The sequence below is a fragment of the Paenibacillus sp. S25 genome (genome assembly GCF_019454085.1).
Classification (GTDB): Bacteria; Bacillota; Bacilli; order Paenibacillales; family Paenibacillaceae; genus Paenibacillus; species Paenibacillus polymyxa_B.
Genome location: NZ_CP073683.1, coordinates 3283221 through 3297211, shown reverse-complemented (window position 1 = coordinate 3297211; position 13991 = coordinate 3283221). Strand labels below are relative to the sequence as shown.

General features: G+C 38.1%; 17 protein-coding genes. 14 read left to right on the top strand and 3 right to left on the bottom strand.

Translation table 11 applies throughout. From position 1 onward, the window contains the following. Window positions 1–9: 9 nt before the first annotated feature. The gene (locus KAI37_RS14310; protein ID WP_220029693.1) at window positions 10–627 is read left to right on the top strand and encodes a stalk domain-containing protein; all 618 of its coding nucleotides are present in this window, start codon (window positions 10–12) and stop codon (window positions 625–627) included. Window positions 628–663: 36 nt separating this feature from the next. Next, window positions 664–1257: a stalk domain-containing protein gene (locus KAI37_RS14305; protein ID WP_076294668.1), complete on the top strand. Its 594-nt coding sequence runs from the start codon at window positions 664–666 to the stop codon at window positions 1255–1257. Window positions 1258–1517: 260 nt separating this feature from the next. On the opposite strand, the gene KAI37_RS14300 is transcribed toward KAI37_RS14305, so the two are convergent. After that, window positions 1518–2516, bottom strand: coding sequence for a hypothetical protein (locus KAI37_RS14300; RefSeq protein ID WP_076294669.1), 999 nt, complete (start codon window positions 2514–2516; stop codon window positions 1518–1520). A gap of 292 nt (window positions 2517–2808) precedes the next feature. Here KAI37_RS14300 and KAI37_RS26445 point away from each other — a divergent pair, with 292 nt between their 5' ends. Genes KAI37_RS26445 through KAI37_RS14275 form a run of 5 tightly spaced genes read left to right on the top strand, consistent with a single transcriptional unit; the run spans window position 2809 to window position 5776 of the window. Beyond that, the gene (locus KAI37_RS26445; protein ID WP_258382981.1) at window positions 2809–3549 is read left to right on the top strand and encodes a phage antirepressor KilAC domain-containing protein; all 741 of its coding nucleotides are present in this window, start codon (window positions 2809–2811) and stop codon (window positions 3547–3549) included. Between the two features lie 39 nt (window positions 3550–3588). Continuing rightward, complete coding sequence (locus tag KAI37_RS14290) at window positions 3589–3810, top strand: hypothetical protein (RefSeq protein WP_220029692.1); 222 nt, start codon at window positions 3589–3591, stop codon at window positions 3808–3810. Continuing rightward, on the top strand, window positions 3785–4288 hold the full coding sequence (locus KAI37_RS14285; RefSeq protein WP_220029691.1) for a phage holin family protein: 504 nt from the start codon (window positions 3785–3787) through the stop codon (window positions 4286–4288). Before KAI37_RS14290 ends, KAI37_RS14285 begins: the two co-directional genes overlap by 26 nt. Further along, window positions 4266–5219, top strand: coding sequence for a GH25 family lysozyme (locus KAI37_RS14280; protein ID WP_220029690.1), 954 nt, complete (start codon window positions 4266–4268; stop codon window positions 5217–5219). The genes KAI37_RS14285 and KAI37_RS14280 overlap by 23 nt, the downstream gene beginning before the upstream one ends. 2 nt (window positions 5220–5221) lie before the next feature. Continuing rightward, window positions 5222–5776 carry a phage holin, LLH family gene (locus tag KAI37_RS14275; RefSeq protein ID WP_220029689.1) on the top strand — a complete coding sequence of 185 codons (555 nt, stop codon included), beginning with the start codon at window positions 5222–5224 and terminating at the stop codon, window positions 5774–5776. A 325-nt stretch (window positions 5777–6101) separates the two neighbouring features. On the opposite strand, the gene KAI37_RS14270 is transcribed toward KAI37_RS14275, so the two are convergent. After that, a complete protein-coding gene (locus KAI37_RS14270; protein ID WP_220029688.1) occupies window positions 6102–7133 on the bottom strand; it encodes a hypothetical protein in 1032 nt (343 codons plus the stop codon). 231 nt (window positions 7134–7364) lie between these two features. Here KAI37_RS14270 and KAI37_RS14265 point away from each other — a divergent pair, with 231 nt between their 5' ends. Beyond that, window positions 7365–7970 (top strand): DUF1643 domain-containing protein, encoded by a 606-nt coding sequence (locus KAI37_RS14265; RefSeq protein ID WP_220029687.1) that lies wholly within the window; start codon window positions 7365–7367, stop codon window positions 7968–7970. Between the two features lie 54 nt (window positions 7971–8024). Next, window positions 8025–8258: a hypothetical protein gene (locus KAI37_RS14260; RefSeq protein ID WP_220029686.1), complete on the top strand. Its 234-nt coding sequence runs from the start codon at window positions 8025–8027 to the stop codon at window positions 8256–8258. A 22-nt stretch (window positions 8259–8280) separates the two neighbouring features. Here the strand turns inward: KAI37_RS14260 and KAI37_RS26440 are convergent, their stop codons facing one another. Further along, window positions 8281–9069 carry a hypothetical protein gene (locus KAI37_RS26440; protein ID WP_258382980.1) on the bottom strand — a complete coding sequence of 263 codons (789 nt, stop codon included), beginning with the start codon at window positions 9067–9069 and terminating at the stop codon, window positions 8281–8283. A gap of 236 nt (window positions 9070–9305) precedes the next feature. On the opposite strand from KAI37_RS26440, the gene KAI37_RS14250 reads away from it, so the two are divergent. From KAI37_RS14250 to KAI37_RS14230, 5 genes are all read left to right on the top strand, one after another. Continuing rightward, window positions 9306–9734, top strand: a complete 429-nt coding sequence (locus KAI37_RS14250; RefSeq protein ID WP_481856541.1) for a NucA/NucB deoxyribonuclease domain-containing protein — start codon at window positions 9306–9308, stop codon at window positions 9732–9734. A 173-nt stretch (window positions 9735–9907) separates the two neighbouring features. Beyond that, window positions 9908–10963 carry a fibronectin type III domain-containing protein gene (locus tag KAI37_RS14245; RefSeq protein WP_220029685.1) on the top strand — a complete coding sequence of 352 codons (1056 nt, stop codon included), beginning with the start codon at window positions 9908–9910 and terminating at the stop codon, window positions 10961–10963. A 176-nt stretch (window positions 10964–11139) separates the two neighbouring features. Continuing rightward, window positions 11140–12186 carry a fibronectin type III domain-containing protein gene (locus tag KAI37_RS14240; protein ID WP_220029684.1) on the top strand — a complete coding sequence of 349 codons (1047 nt, stop codon included), beginning with the start codon at window positions 11140–11142 and terminating at the stop codon, window positions 12184–12186. Window positions 12187–12438: 252 nt separating this feature from the next. Next, window positions 12439–13581, top strand: a complete 1143-nt coding sequence (locus KAI37_RS14235) for a hypothetical protein (RefSeq protein ID WP_220029683.1) — start codon at window positions 12439–12441, stop codon at window positions 13579–13581. A gap of 14 nt (window positions 13582–13595) precedes the next feature. Further along, the gene (locus KAI37_RS14230; RefSeq protein WP_220029682.1) at window positions 13596–13985 is read left to right on the top strand and encodes a hypothetical protein; all 390 of its coding nucleotides are present in this window, start codon (window positions 13596–13598) and stop codon (window positions 13983–13985) included. Window positions 13986–13991: the final 6 nt, after the last annotated feature.

Here is a 13991-nt window from a genome sequence, read left to right as displayed (position 1 = left end):
GTCCGGTTCATGAAAAAATGGTCTTATTTACTTAGCGGCGTGTTGATCGGTGCGATTGTTGCTTCGGCAGGTAGCGCATTCGCAGATCAAATCAAATCTTTAGTCGGAGAAAAGGTCGCAGGGGAATACGCTGTAAAGGTTAACGGCAATTCGCTTGCTGAAAATGCGATAGTAGTTGATGGCAAAGCACACGTACCTTTGCGGGCTGTAACCGACTCTTTAGGAGCGGATTTAAAATTGGATGGTAAGACAATTCAAATTAGTACAGATTCACCAACTGTAGCTAGTACAACATCTGCATCTAGTCCTGAAAAAAACTCCAACCTTGATAAGGTGGAAAAAGGAGAGAAATATATAGGATGGAGTATAGAGAGATTAGAACAAAGAAAAAATGAACTAGAAAAATATATTTCTGAATCCGAAAATAGCAAGCAGAAGTTATCAAAAGAACTCGACATTGCAAATAAGTTGTTGGAATCCAATCCTTTTAATTCAGAAAAAGCTATGGCTATTGGAGAATCAAATGCGGAAAAAACAAAGAACGAATTAAACAACATAGAAAATGATATCACTAAATATAAGACTGAACTAGAAGAAATAGATAAAGCTATAGCTTCACTGAAATAAAATAGAAACGAATAAACCGTTAGTGGAGGCATTTAGATGAATAAAAAGATGTATCTGTTTATAGGTGCTTTACTCGGAGTACTGCTAGCTACTTCTGGTGGAGCTGCGGCAGATCAAGTGAAATCACTAGTTGGGAAGACTGTTGCAGGGGAATACAATGTGAGAGTAAATGGAACAACATTGTCTGAAAACGCTATTGCCGTCGATGGTACAGCGTATGTACCTTTGCGTTCGATCTCAGAATCTTTGGGGGCGAACTTAGCGGTGAAGGGGAAAACTATTGAAATTGCAACAGGAACTCCTTCTTCTAATGTGGTTGTTAAAGAGCAGTCACAAGCAATAGCTTTGAAAGATAACCCATATACCAATTGGTCCAAGGAACTAATTGTAAAGCACATTGGAACTGTGGAAGAATTGATCGAAATACTTAATAATAATATTAAAAAATATGAAAAGTCATTGACTGACATCGATAGAAAAATAGGTGCGGCGGGCGACGATCAACGACTTATTGAGCGCATTGAAAAAAGCGCCACTAAGACAAAAAAGGAATTACAAGAATCCAAAGACAGTTTATTAGAGCATAAAAAAGAGCTAGAACAACTTAAAGCAGCATTAGCTACTAAATAAATATGTAGTAACCTAGTAACTATAAGAGTAAAAGCCCTCTTAAACGGAGGGCTTTTACTCTTATATAAGGGAATTAGTAGTAGACTATCTTCAATAATAGAAACAACGGTAGACATGGACGAGAAAATAAATTCCTAGACTGCCAAAACTCTATTGTACTACAGTTTCCCAATAGTTAAACAAAGATATCTGAATCTGGTATGGTTATGGTCGATATCAATTTATCATTAGTTGAACCGTATGTGCTTGTACCGTTTTTGTTAAAGTATTTCACATCTGACTTGATACTCGAGGCTCTCCCCTACAAGTACAGTGGAAGTGGGGATGCAACTTCTGACTCTCTCAGGGATTGAGCTGGAATATGTAGGATCTGTGTGATGTGGATGAGTATACCCGAGGCTATGCATCATTTCATGTAATACTGTTCCAGTTAGGCGATATAGAGTAGCTGTTGTAAGGAAATTAGAATCGAACCTCATACCGTTTCCGTGGAGCTTTGCTTGAGCCTCAATACCTGGAATTACACCTTCATAATGGTAAAATATTTGTTCGAAATAAATATTTTTCAATTTTAGTTTATCCTCTTCTGTTAAAACATTACAAGAATCAATCGTTTTACAAATCACATTATGTGCTTTCCTAACAATTTCTTCTTGCCCAGAATTAGATAAAAAGTATTGGAAATTAGTTAAATGATTAAGTCTCCATTCAGGAATGGGTTTCCTCTCGAAGTATCCCTCTTTAAACAGAAAAAGTCTGTGATAATCCGGTTGTGAATAGCTATCCAAAAATCCTCCCACAAATCCTTTTTCTAAAGCAAATTTGTCAACCCCATTTAAAGCACCTAGTAAATCACCCCAACCATTAATGTTTACAGGAATACCGTATAATCCAGTTATACCTTTACTAACAGTTTGTATTTCTATTGCTTCAGTATGCAAGAGAGTTACACCTGCACTGGACCCTTTGAATTCATGAACTGGAAAACCAGTTACATATTTCACGTTGTCATATATGAAATCTGCTCTTTCAAAATGCTTATGTAGAGAAAACATGGCAAAATCATGTTGATGAAGAAGATCGGTAAGGCTAACTGTTTTTCCTGCTGACTCCTTTACAAAAATAATATCAAAAATATGATCTGGCTTATAATTTAGAACTGGAAAAGCGCCGATCATATCAGATTCGTTTCCATCAATAAATCTAAACGCACGTCTAAAAGTAGTGTCTAAATCACCTTCACGCCAAACTCTAGTCATACTGTTCTGTCCCCTTTTTTTGAAACAACCTTTTGTTTTAAATTTACCCTATTCCTGATATTTTATGCATCTATATTCAAGTTGGACGAAGGGAGGAATTCACGCTTTTTATTATAATCGTCCTAGAACCATTTCTCACAATCCTTATTGAACGAACCTACTCGTTAGATTAATAACGTATGGGTTTTTAAAATCCGCAGCGTTATAGTAACAAAACCAATTTAAGATATAAGTATGAAAGCCTCTGATAATTCAGGGGCTTATTTTGCGTACAAAGAAAGGTGAGATCGTAATGGATATACTTACAATTCACGGAGTACGAGGGTTTATTGATGGAAATGGAACGGCACAATTGAGTTTAGAGGATGTTTCTCGTGGGCTTGGGTTTGTTCGTTCAGCAGCCAGTGGCAATGAAGTTGTAAGGTGGGAGCGAGTGAGAGGGTACTTGCGAGATTTTGGCGTACCCACAAGTGGGCACGGTGATGAAGTCGGGAAAGTTGGCCTGCCTGAATTTATTCCTGAAAACATCTTTTATCGCTTAGCAATGAAAGCAAAAAATGAAGTAGCAGAAGCCTTTCAGATTAAGGTAGCTGATGAAATACTGCCGTCGATCAGAAAGCATGGAATATATGCTACGGACAATGTGATTGATAATATCCTTAATAATCCTGACTTTGGAATTGAACTGCTGACTAAGCTCAAGGAAGAACGTGCTGCCAGAGTACAGGCGGAAAGAACGAATGCAATTCTAATGCATGTTAACAAAACCTATACCGCGACAGAGATTGCGAAGGAACTTGGGTTCAAGTCAGCAATTGCGTTGAATAATGATTTAGGAAATCGAAAAATTCAATTCAGGCAGAATGACACATGGTTGTTGTATAGCAGATATGCAGATTGCGGCTATGTTGAAATTAAACAAGAAGTACTTGATAACGGTAAAGTGATCTATCACCGTAGATTTACTCAATTAGGGCGTGAATGGCTTGTGAAAATTTATAATAAAGAGCAATTAAAGGCATCTGCAAACTAAAGGTGTCTTTTTTTGTGTCTGAGGGAGGTGATGAAACCCATGGCAAAAATAAAATCTACATTGGATATACAACTAGATCTAACCAGGCCAATTGAAGAATTAACTGAGGTTATTTCTGCTGTCATTGCTTCGCAACTAGTGCGCCGGAAAGAAATACTTATAGGTTTGGATATAGCAGTAGGAAATGCATTAGCAGAGATACAAGCCCAGGAAGAAAAGGAACAGAAAGTAGACGATGATAGCTCAGGAAAAGTTTCCTGAACGGAGAGACGGGGGAAGCAAGGTGGATAAGTGGGAGGTTTTTAAGTTCAGTACTGCTTTAGGAAGCAGCGCTGTGACGTATTTCTATGGTGGGTGGTCGGGAGTATTGGGGGTGTTGCTTGCACTGGTCGTATTTGATTATGTGTCTGGATTAATCGCTGCTGGTGTGGAAGGAAAAAAGGGAACTGGACCAGGCTTGAAAAGTAAGATCGGTCTTATCGGTATCGCACGAAAAGTTTTTATTTTTGCAATGGTTGCTATATCCCATCTAATAGATGGAGTCTTGGGCGATTCACACCTTTTTAGGGATGCAGTCGCCTATTTTTATATGGCGAACGAGTTGCTATCCATCTTTGAAAACGGTGGCAGGATTGGCGTACCGATTCCGGCAGTAATCCGGCAGGCAGTGGAAGTTCTAAAAAGTAAAAGTGGTAATCAGGAAGGAGAGAAAGAGGATGCAACAACGAAACAGCCGTAATGCTCAAGGGATTGACGTATCCCGTTATCAAGGAAAGATTGATTGGAAGATGGTCAAGGCAGATGGTATTTCATTTGCCTTCATCAAGGCCAGCCAGGGGCAACGTTATGTTGACCCAACATTCATTACAAATGCAAAAGAAGCCAAGAAAGCAGGCGTGTTGTTGGGGGCCTATCATTTTTTAGATGCAACCAGCGTTGAAGCTGCAAAAGCGGAAGCAAGGCATTTCGCTGAAGTGCTGGAGCAGATTGGCGGCGCAAAAGCGCTGGACCTTCCAGCAGTGATGGATTATGAAAACAATCCCGGCAATCTATCCAAAACGCTCATTAGCGCGGTAGCGTTGGCCTTTCTCTTAGAGCTGGAACGCCTCACTGGACGAAAGCCTATTATCTATACAGGTAATGCCTTTGCTGCTAACTTTAACGCCTCATTGGGTGGGTACAAGCTTTGGATAGCCCGGTACAGTGATACTCGCGTCCCAAGCGACACAGTGACGTGGAAACGCTGGGATATTTGGCAATACAGCGATAGCGGCAAGGTGACAGGGATAAAGGGAAATGTGGATATGAATGAGTATGACGGTACAGCGGACGAGCTGCGTAAGCGATTCGGCGCTGTTGTCCCTGCACAAGAGACAGAATCTGCTTCCGGCATGTTTCGTGTCAATGGCAAAGAAGCGGGGAAAGCGCTTCTGTATGGGTCCAGAACCTATGTACCGCTGCGGTCGTTGGCAAATGCCTTGGGCTTGTCTTATCGTTGGGACAACGCCCGCAAGGAAGCCTATTTAAATGGGGTCAAACTGCAAACTGTCCAACTTGTAAAGGACACGGCTTATGTGCAGCTCAAGCCAATTGCAGAAGCTTACGGCGGAGTAGTGTCCTGGGATTCAAAAAGCAAAATCGCATCGTTAAAAACGAAAGGGAAAAAGTAATCATGCAAACAATTATCGAAACTGTACAACCTTACGTAAATACCATCGTCACAGCCGCTGCGGGTGTGCTTACAGCATTTGTTTTAGGAGGTCTGAACAAACTCAAGACTAAGGTTAACGTGTGGTTAGAGGCGCGTACAACGGCAGCACAACGTGAGGTAATCCATAAAGTAGCAGGAGAGGCGTTCGCACTTGCTCAAACAGCATTTAAAGAAGCGGGAGGAGAACGTAAGCTTCAGGAGGCTTTGCAGTATGCTTCACTTACTCTTTCCAGTCAAGGTATTGTAGTATCCCAAGTAGAGCTAAAATCCGCGATTGAGAAAGCATACCTGGAGTATAAGGCCAAAACAAAAGCAGTACTGGCTACTGAAGCACAGCCAAATGAGGAGGCAGCACAGGTAGCAGCTAAGGAAGCTGTATCGGGGCTTGCTGCAAAGCTTAATGATTTCTTGGCGCAGGCTACGGCAGAGGTAACGCCAAGTACTCTAGTTCGGACTGAACCAGTGCCTATTCCGGCACCAGCAGAATCGGTACAATCTCCTGTTACTACTGAATAAGACTAATACAGATATTGTATCGAAATAATCATCCTGTAGTTTTTGCCTGTTGAATATTATTTGATACATGTGCATAATATTATTATCCGTATCAGAAAAGGAGGTGTCTATTTTTGAGTATACAAAATAAGAGAATTCTCCACTATATATCAAAAGTAGGCACCTTTATGTTCCTGTACGGAGTTATATATATGTTGCTTAAACTAGTGATTTCTTGGATGCCATTTATAAAAAGTGATTCTTTAATTTATGTTCCTATATTATCCGTCCTTACGATTTTTATTATAAAGAAGTATATCAAGATTTATTCTCCTTATAATCGCCACTAAGCAGTGCCATCCCCCTCTTCGTTAGAAGGGGGATTTTCATTAGGAAATTGCAATTGCAGCTTTTTTGTTAAATAAGCATGCTGATGCTCCATTTCTAGTTTCTTCAGCTCATGCTGGTGCTCCATTTCTTTTATTTTTCTTTCGTGCTTTTGTTGACTTATTTTATCAAAATAGCCCTTTAGCCCTTCAGTTTTTATTTTTTGTCCAATAATCGAAAAATCCACCCCAAATATTACACCAATAACACCGCCAGCAATGAGCATCAGTAGCCAATGATTAGTTAATAATTCTACAGTCCCGGCAGATTGTACATTTATTTTGAGCTTAATATCTTCATGTGTATATTTTTCTTCAGTTATGTCTAACTCATTAACTATGTCAATTGTCTGGTAAATTCCATCAATTAGATCTCGAAATTCCTGTAAAGAGATGTTTTGATCTGTCTTGACGTCAATTATAAAGTGAGCCTTATCGCCCTTAAAGTAAAAATCATGAATCGTCTTATCAATGAAGGTGCCATACTGATTTGCGTTACTAATTGTATTATGTGGCCTAATCATCGGATATAGTCTAGGGTCCATTTGTGATCGGCTAATCTCTTTTACCCATTTAACAGTCCTGCGCTTTTGAAAATAGCATTCATCATTATCCTCAGACTGGTCTTTTAAATAGACATTGGATGTAATAATGCCGAAAGCTATGGTGTTAGAGGCTGTCCCCGGAATCATTACAACATCATTAATATTCATTTGATTGTAAAACCGTTCAATCTGATTGAGAATTTTACCTGGTTTGTTTATGTCAGGATAAAAATATCGTATTGATTCATATGCTTCTTTTCTTGCTAGAGAAAGCAACTCAAAGGGAGATTCGATCTCATTATAGCCAATGGCAATAAAGTTATTATGGAAGAAATCTTTATAAAAAAGACCTCCTTCTGTCCTTAAGAACCAATATTGACGATCTTCGGGTATTTCCAAGACAGGAATTTCAAATTCTTCGATAAATGAACGTATTTTTTCTTTCATACATTACTCTCCATCATTTCCCCATCGGCTGGAGGTTTTGGCTAAAGGCATGTGTGTAATATCTTACTACATAAGGCCAAGCTAGGTATACATGTGTTTACAGAATCACCCAAGTCAATTATACTGATAACAACACATACGGAAGCACTGTTGTGCAATCCGAAAGCATCGGTGATACCCTGCTGGCATACGCTGGTGGGGTGTTTTACTTTAAGCGAAGGAGGAAAACGGATGGGGAAAAATATTTATTTCTCAACATACGTTAATACGAATGGCGTTAAAGTATTCCCGAATAACATCAAAACAAATCATGATTACAGGTACTCACTAACTATTCCTTTTATTGGGCGAGATGGGGGTCCAACTGCAGTGGTGATTATGAAAAATCCAAGCAGAGCGGGTTTGTTTAAAGAAACAATCGAAAAAATGTTATCTGATGATACTGTCTATAACGTCTGTGATTACGTATATAAAAGAGACGAGAAATTTTCAAAACTTATTATATTGAATCTTTTTCCTGTTTATGGTCCTACTCCTAAAAATATAAAAATAGAAAGCTTAAAAAGTGCAGAACAGAAGAATGAAGAAGTCATAAGAGGAATCATTGATTCTTTAACTGAACAAGATAAAATTATACTCGGATGGGGAGGATATCCTGACGGTTACTGGAAGCGTGAAGTTTATCGTGAGCAGATAAAAAAGGTTTTAGAAATTATTCAAGACAAACCTACGTATAGAGTTGGGGAGGAACTAAACGAAGGTAAGTTTCCACAACATGGGAAAGTGTGGTATGACTTTGAAGAATTACTGGAGTTTAAACATATTAGGTGGTCGTAGGAATTCCTATATAACAAAACACCATTCACCAAACAGTTAATTGAGGTGATCAGCTTGAACCATACATATAAAGTGTTAAAGTCGGACATAGAGCTGTTTGCAGCAGCGTTGTTCCAGATGCGGGTATATGTCGTGTCCGTGGACGAGGAATTACGTGTGTCGAATGAGGATTATGGTGGGCCAGTGGAAAAGTTTTCGCCAGAGTCAATCAAGATTAACGGAAAGTATTTCTTCCGTAATCAGTTTGAATTTAGAGTAGATGTAAAAAAGGACTCCGCTGGTATGTAACCAGTATGGAGTCCTTTGTTGTTTATTTAGTTGAATACTCACTTACTTCAAACGTAAGGATTTTGTTGAAGATTACGTAGTCTTTGCGGTTGCTGAATGGACCTTTGTTGTTATTGTGTTTATCAATGGCATAAGATGCTGTACCTGAGCCTGCTTGTTTTGCTTCATACCAAGAAATGAAAGAGTTTATTTCTTTCATGCTCAGATCGAATTCCTTTTCTAAGCCAGTATCCATAGTGACAACTAAGATTGCCCGGTCACCGGTTGGCTGTTCTGGGTCCGGAGTAGGTGTTGGGTCGGGTGTAGGTGTAGGATCTGGAGTTGACCCTGGATCTTTACTATAAAAAAAGTCGAGTTCGCTAATATTAATGTCTTCGCCACTAAGCGTATACAAAGTGACGAATCTAACACGTTCTAACAATTTTTCATTTGGAAGCTTCGTCAGTTCTCCATTACCAACGTTGGTTTCTAATTGGCCTATATAGCCTGTGTCTCGGTCGTAGAAACTAATTCTTAAATTTTTAGAATCACTTTTAAGTTTATATGAGTCAATATTTCTATCTGTACCTAAATCAATCATAATCATCTTATCTTTAGGAAGTAAGTAACTTGTTTCTTCATTGTTATCTGTTATAAGCGTTGTACTTGCTTTGCTTACATGAGGTCTTCCTATAAAATAAATATCAGGTATCATGGCAACTACACTTTTTTCATTGGCATACCCTCCAGTATAGGCACTCACTGAGGAGAATGGGATAAATATAGTAATAAGTAAGGTGAAGCACAAAATTAAATTGAGTTTTCTTTTCATGATGAATCCCCTTTTTGTTTTATTTGCTTAGTAAGCATACAAAAACTAAAAAGGGATGTCTAAACATTTATGTCTATATATTCAAAATAAAGTTTAAATATGGTTTTTAATTTCTGGAGCAATGAGCTCTGTCAGAAAACTGGTATGAGTCTTTTTTATTATGTGACAACATATGCGATACTTCGACATGACTCTCCATTTACTATAAAGAAGATTTAAATTACTGGAGGTGTCATATGATAAAAGGAATCGTAAGAGGATTAATTGTATTTTTACTAGCTGCTATCTTTTCCGTACAAGGTGTTTATGCAGAACCTGTTTCGAGAAGTGTACAAGCAGCAACTGGGTATACGTTGGAATTTCCAAGTTCACGGTATCCTGAAACCGGAGCACATATTAGAGATGCAATAGCAGCCGGACATTCTTCGGTATGTACGATTGATCGTGATGGAGCTGAGGAAAACAGGAAGGAGTCACTCAAGGGCTATCCTACTAAAAAAGGATATGACCGGGATGAATGGCCGATGGCAATGTGTGCTGAAGGTGGCGCAGGCGCTGATATTCGATACATAACCCCTAGTGATAACCGGGGAGCAGGATCATGGGTAAGTCATCAGTTAGATAAGTATGCTGATGGAACAAAGGTAAGGTTCATAGTGAAATAAAGATGAGAGACTCTAACGGTTCGCGACCAATAGAGTCTTTTTTATACCCAATAAAAAATAAATATGCAAAAATATAGAACATATTTATAAATAAGCAAGTTTATGTTTAGACACATTTTTAGAATTAATTTACCTTAGTAATAGTTCAACAAACCCTAGTAGGAGGATTTATTGTGAAGTTAAATTTTATGAAGAAGATAAGTATTTTGTTAGGTGTTTTATTGTTTGCAACGAGCTTGATTTTAAATTCAAATACGTATGCAGCGTCGATCGGTGAGAGATTAACTTCTCCCGAAGAAGGTTGGGAAAGATATGACGATATGGACCCTGCCATTAAGTATGAAGGTAGTGGATGGGCATATGTTACAAATGAATCTAATAGTGTTTATGCAAAAACAGGTCACTATATGAAACTATCTGGAGCAACAACAAACGCCATAAAATTCAAATTCTATGGAACTAAATTGCGAATTATTGATCTGTATTGGACCAATAGAGTAAACAATGTGACCATAGAGATTGATGGCAAAGTTACGACATACAATCCAAATAATCCTGCAAATCTGTATCAAGTACTTGTGTATGAAGTCTTAGATCTACCATCCGCTGTTCATGAAGTAAAGTTAACTACGAATAGCACAAACAACACATTTTCGCTTGATGCAATAGATACAGATGGAAAATTGGTTGATATCTACACTCCCATGAATCTTGTAGCCTCCCCTGGAGACGGTCAAGTTACATTAAACTGGGGGCAGGTTCAAGAAGCTGATGGTTACACAGTCAAATATGGAGCAGAATCAGGGAAATATACTGAAACTGCCACAGCTACAAAAGACGTATATGGAAACTTCGTCATCCCAGGTCTGACCAACGGAACAAAATACTATTTTGTGGTCAGTGCTAAAGTTAAGGGAGTAGATTCTAAATATTCCAACGATGCATCTGCAACTCCACAAGGGGGAGGCGGTCAAACTGATCCTGAGCAACCTGCAGGAAACCGTGCAATTTTAGTAGTCACCATGACAACAGGATTGGAAAAAGAATTCGACCTAAGTATGAAAGAGGTGAATGATTTTATTGCTTGGTATGAGGGCAAGCAGGCTGGTTCTGGATCGGCTTCATATGTGATCAATAAACATAATAACAATAAAGGACCTTTTAGCAGTCGCAAGGATTACATGCTGTATGATCGCATTCTGACTTTTGAAGTAAGTGAATCTAAATAATATGCAACACCAGGCCTGAAAAATGGTAGGGAAAAGATCGTCTTTTCTATGGAAATTGTTGGTACCTACCCAACGAACCAGAACGAAGACGATCTCATGAACAACGGTCTGTCCATTTGCGGGTAACATACATTGTAGTCAATTACTGTTCAATAGATTACTTAGGGGGAATATTTGTGAAGATCGGTTTTACTAAGAAATTTGGTATTTTGTTTGGAGTTCTTCTGTTTGTAATGGTTACGTTTTTAAACTCAAGTTCCTATGCAGCTACATTAGGTCAGAATCTTTATACTTATGAAAAGGGCTGGCATCGTTACGATGATGCTCATAAGTTCATCAAATATCATGGATCATGGTATCTATTCAAAGATGGGATCAAACTATCCGATGGGGCCATACATCAAACAAGGGATACTGATGCGTACATTTCTTTTTCCTTTAAAGGTACACAATTGAGAATTTTATCAGATAATTGGGATTCTAAAACTAAAAGAGCCGTTATCTCGATAGATGGAAATGTTGAGTATTTTAGTGAATATTCTAAGACTGCTGGACAAACACTCGTTTATGAGAAGAAAGCTTTGACTAATGCGATTCATGAAGTAGTGATTAAGTTAGAAAGTGCCGATGGACTGTTAAATTTAGATGCGATTGATATCAATGAAGATGGAATGCTTGTGGATAATGAGGCTCCGATAAATCTTAATGCTACTGGAAATGATAATCAGGCTACTTTAAACTGGGACCAGGTTCAAGACGCTGAAAGCTACACGGTCAGATATGGAACTGAGTCTGGTAAGTATACTGAAACAGTAACAGCTACAAAAGATGCCTATGGAAACTTTGTTATTCCCGGCCTGACCAACGGAACAAAATACTACTTTGTTGTAAGTGCTAAGGTGAACGGCGCGGATTCTGAATACTCCAATGAAGCATCTGCCACTCCACAAGGAGGAGGCGGTCAAACTGACCCTGAGCAACCAACTGGCAACCGTGCAATTCTGGTAGTTACTATGACAACAGGATTGGAGAAGGAATTTGACCTAAGCATGAAAGAGGTCAATGACTTTATCTCATGGTACGAAAGTAAGCAGGCTGGTTCTGGATCGGCTTCATACGCCATCAATAAGCACTACAACAACAAAGGCCCATTCAGTAGCCGTAAGGATTACATGCTATATGATCGTATCCTAACGTTTGAAGTAAGTGAATACTCTAAATAAATAAAAAGCTCTGTAACCTTAATTGGTCGGCGGAGCTTTTATCGTTTTTAACAGGCCTGTGTTAGGCTGGATTATATTTCGTTTTAGCTTCTTCATATAATTTGCCGAGGTTACGAAACTCAATTGTCGTCCTTTACCACGTTGAAAATATGTTTACTATTTAATATTTTTCGTATATATTAATATCTGGAAATTAGTTTTCATAAATTTTTCCTACAAAACCAGATTAAATTAACAAAGGAGATTATTTTAATGAGTATTTCATTAAGAGTAGAACGCAAATCCGGTGGTGAGCCAATTGAGTTTGTAAAAGGTGAAATCACTGGCTTTACTTATAAGAATAATAGTTCCATAAACCTTTCAGCTAAGTCTACAAACTTGGCTCATTCGCTACATATTCGAAGCAAAATTCCGCTTCATTCGCTTCCTTCAGTTATAGACAATGCGGATAATTCCAACATGCTGTATACATGGGCAAATACAGAATATAAACCTGATAGTGAGGATTACTATCGCAAATGTAATATCCAAATCGTTAGAAATGAAAACACAATCCGAGATATTACGTTTACACACGCCTATGTAGTTAAGTATCAAGAACAGATTGATACCAGTAAAGAGATCCTTGAGTTTGAACTTGTTCTAAAACAAAAAGAAGATCAATTGGGAAAAATTCAATACAGTCCTCAGTTAGAACCTAAGGAAACAAGAGAAAAGGATCAGTTTGATGTCTCGCAAAAAGTACTGGAAGGTGCATATAGTAAGAATATGTTAGTGTATGCAGGAAGTAATACTTTTCCGTTTGAAAATCCTATGGTAGAACTAGAAAAGACTTGGGTACGAGGCGTAGAGAAGGTAAAAGATTCGACAGATACTGTAATACATTATCCTGATCGTAAAGCATTTGCATTAGTAGCTGTTCCTATAGCTCGAAAGAAGTACGGGGACATCACAGCCAATTTACTTCAACATTCACTTGACTATAAACCAGGAAATTTACACTTTAACGAGTGGTCATATGAGGCGCAGCAAGTTAAAAAATCTAAAGAGCACATCGCAATAGTTAATGATGAAGTCAAAAAAGCTAATGCTAAAAAAGTTAAAAGTTTTTCTTATAATGGATCTGAGCAATTAGAAAGTGATAGAGATTTATATAATGCTTTTCACAAAATGAAGTACAAAATAGATGGAACATATGTAAACGGGCAATGGAAAATTACTACAACGTATTCTGATGTCTATAATTTTGAGTATAATTTTAAACAAATGTTTACTGGGAACAACAAACTTGGTTGGGCTGCAGCAAACCTAACAAATTTAATGGAATCATGGGGAACACTAAATGAGTATACGTCTTATGTAACAGTATCCGATACAAGAAAAGCTTGGAAGTGAGGTGTGAATTGCGGATGAAGCGTAGATATATCTTTATTTTGATCTTGCTCTCTTTACTAGTTATAACTACTACTATAATTTTTTTAGTGAATTTGGGGGATAGTACGAAGTATAAATACCCATCAGGCAAAGATACCGTAGAATATTTTGGTGACGGGACTTTTCAAATTTTGAGAGGGGGGCCGCAAGACCCTTTAATACTTTATAATCATCTTGCTGATCCACTGGAAAAAGCTGTTGATAATATTGTGTCATATAAGATAAAAAAAAATATCGTATATATGGTTGGGGAAAATGGCTTCATCAAATTGGATTCAAGTACCAACACATACGTGAAAAAGAAACGGATTTCCGACTTTACTCCCAAAGATAGAGAGATATTTAATAAATTAATGGAAAAATAAAAGCAA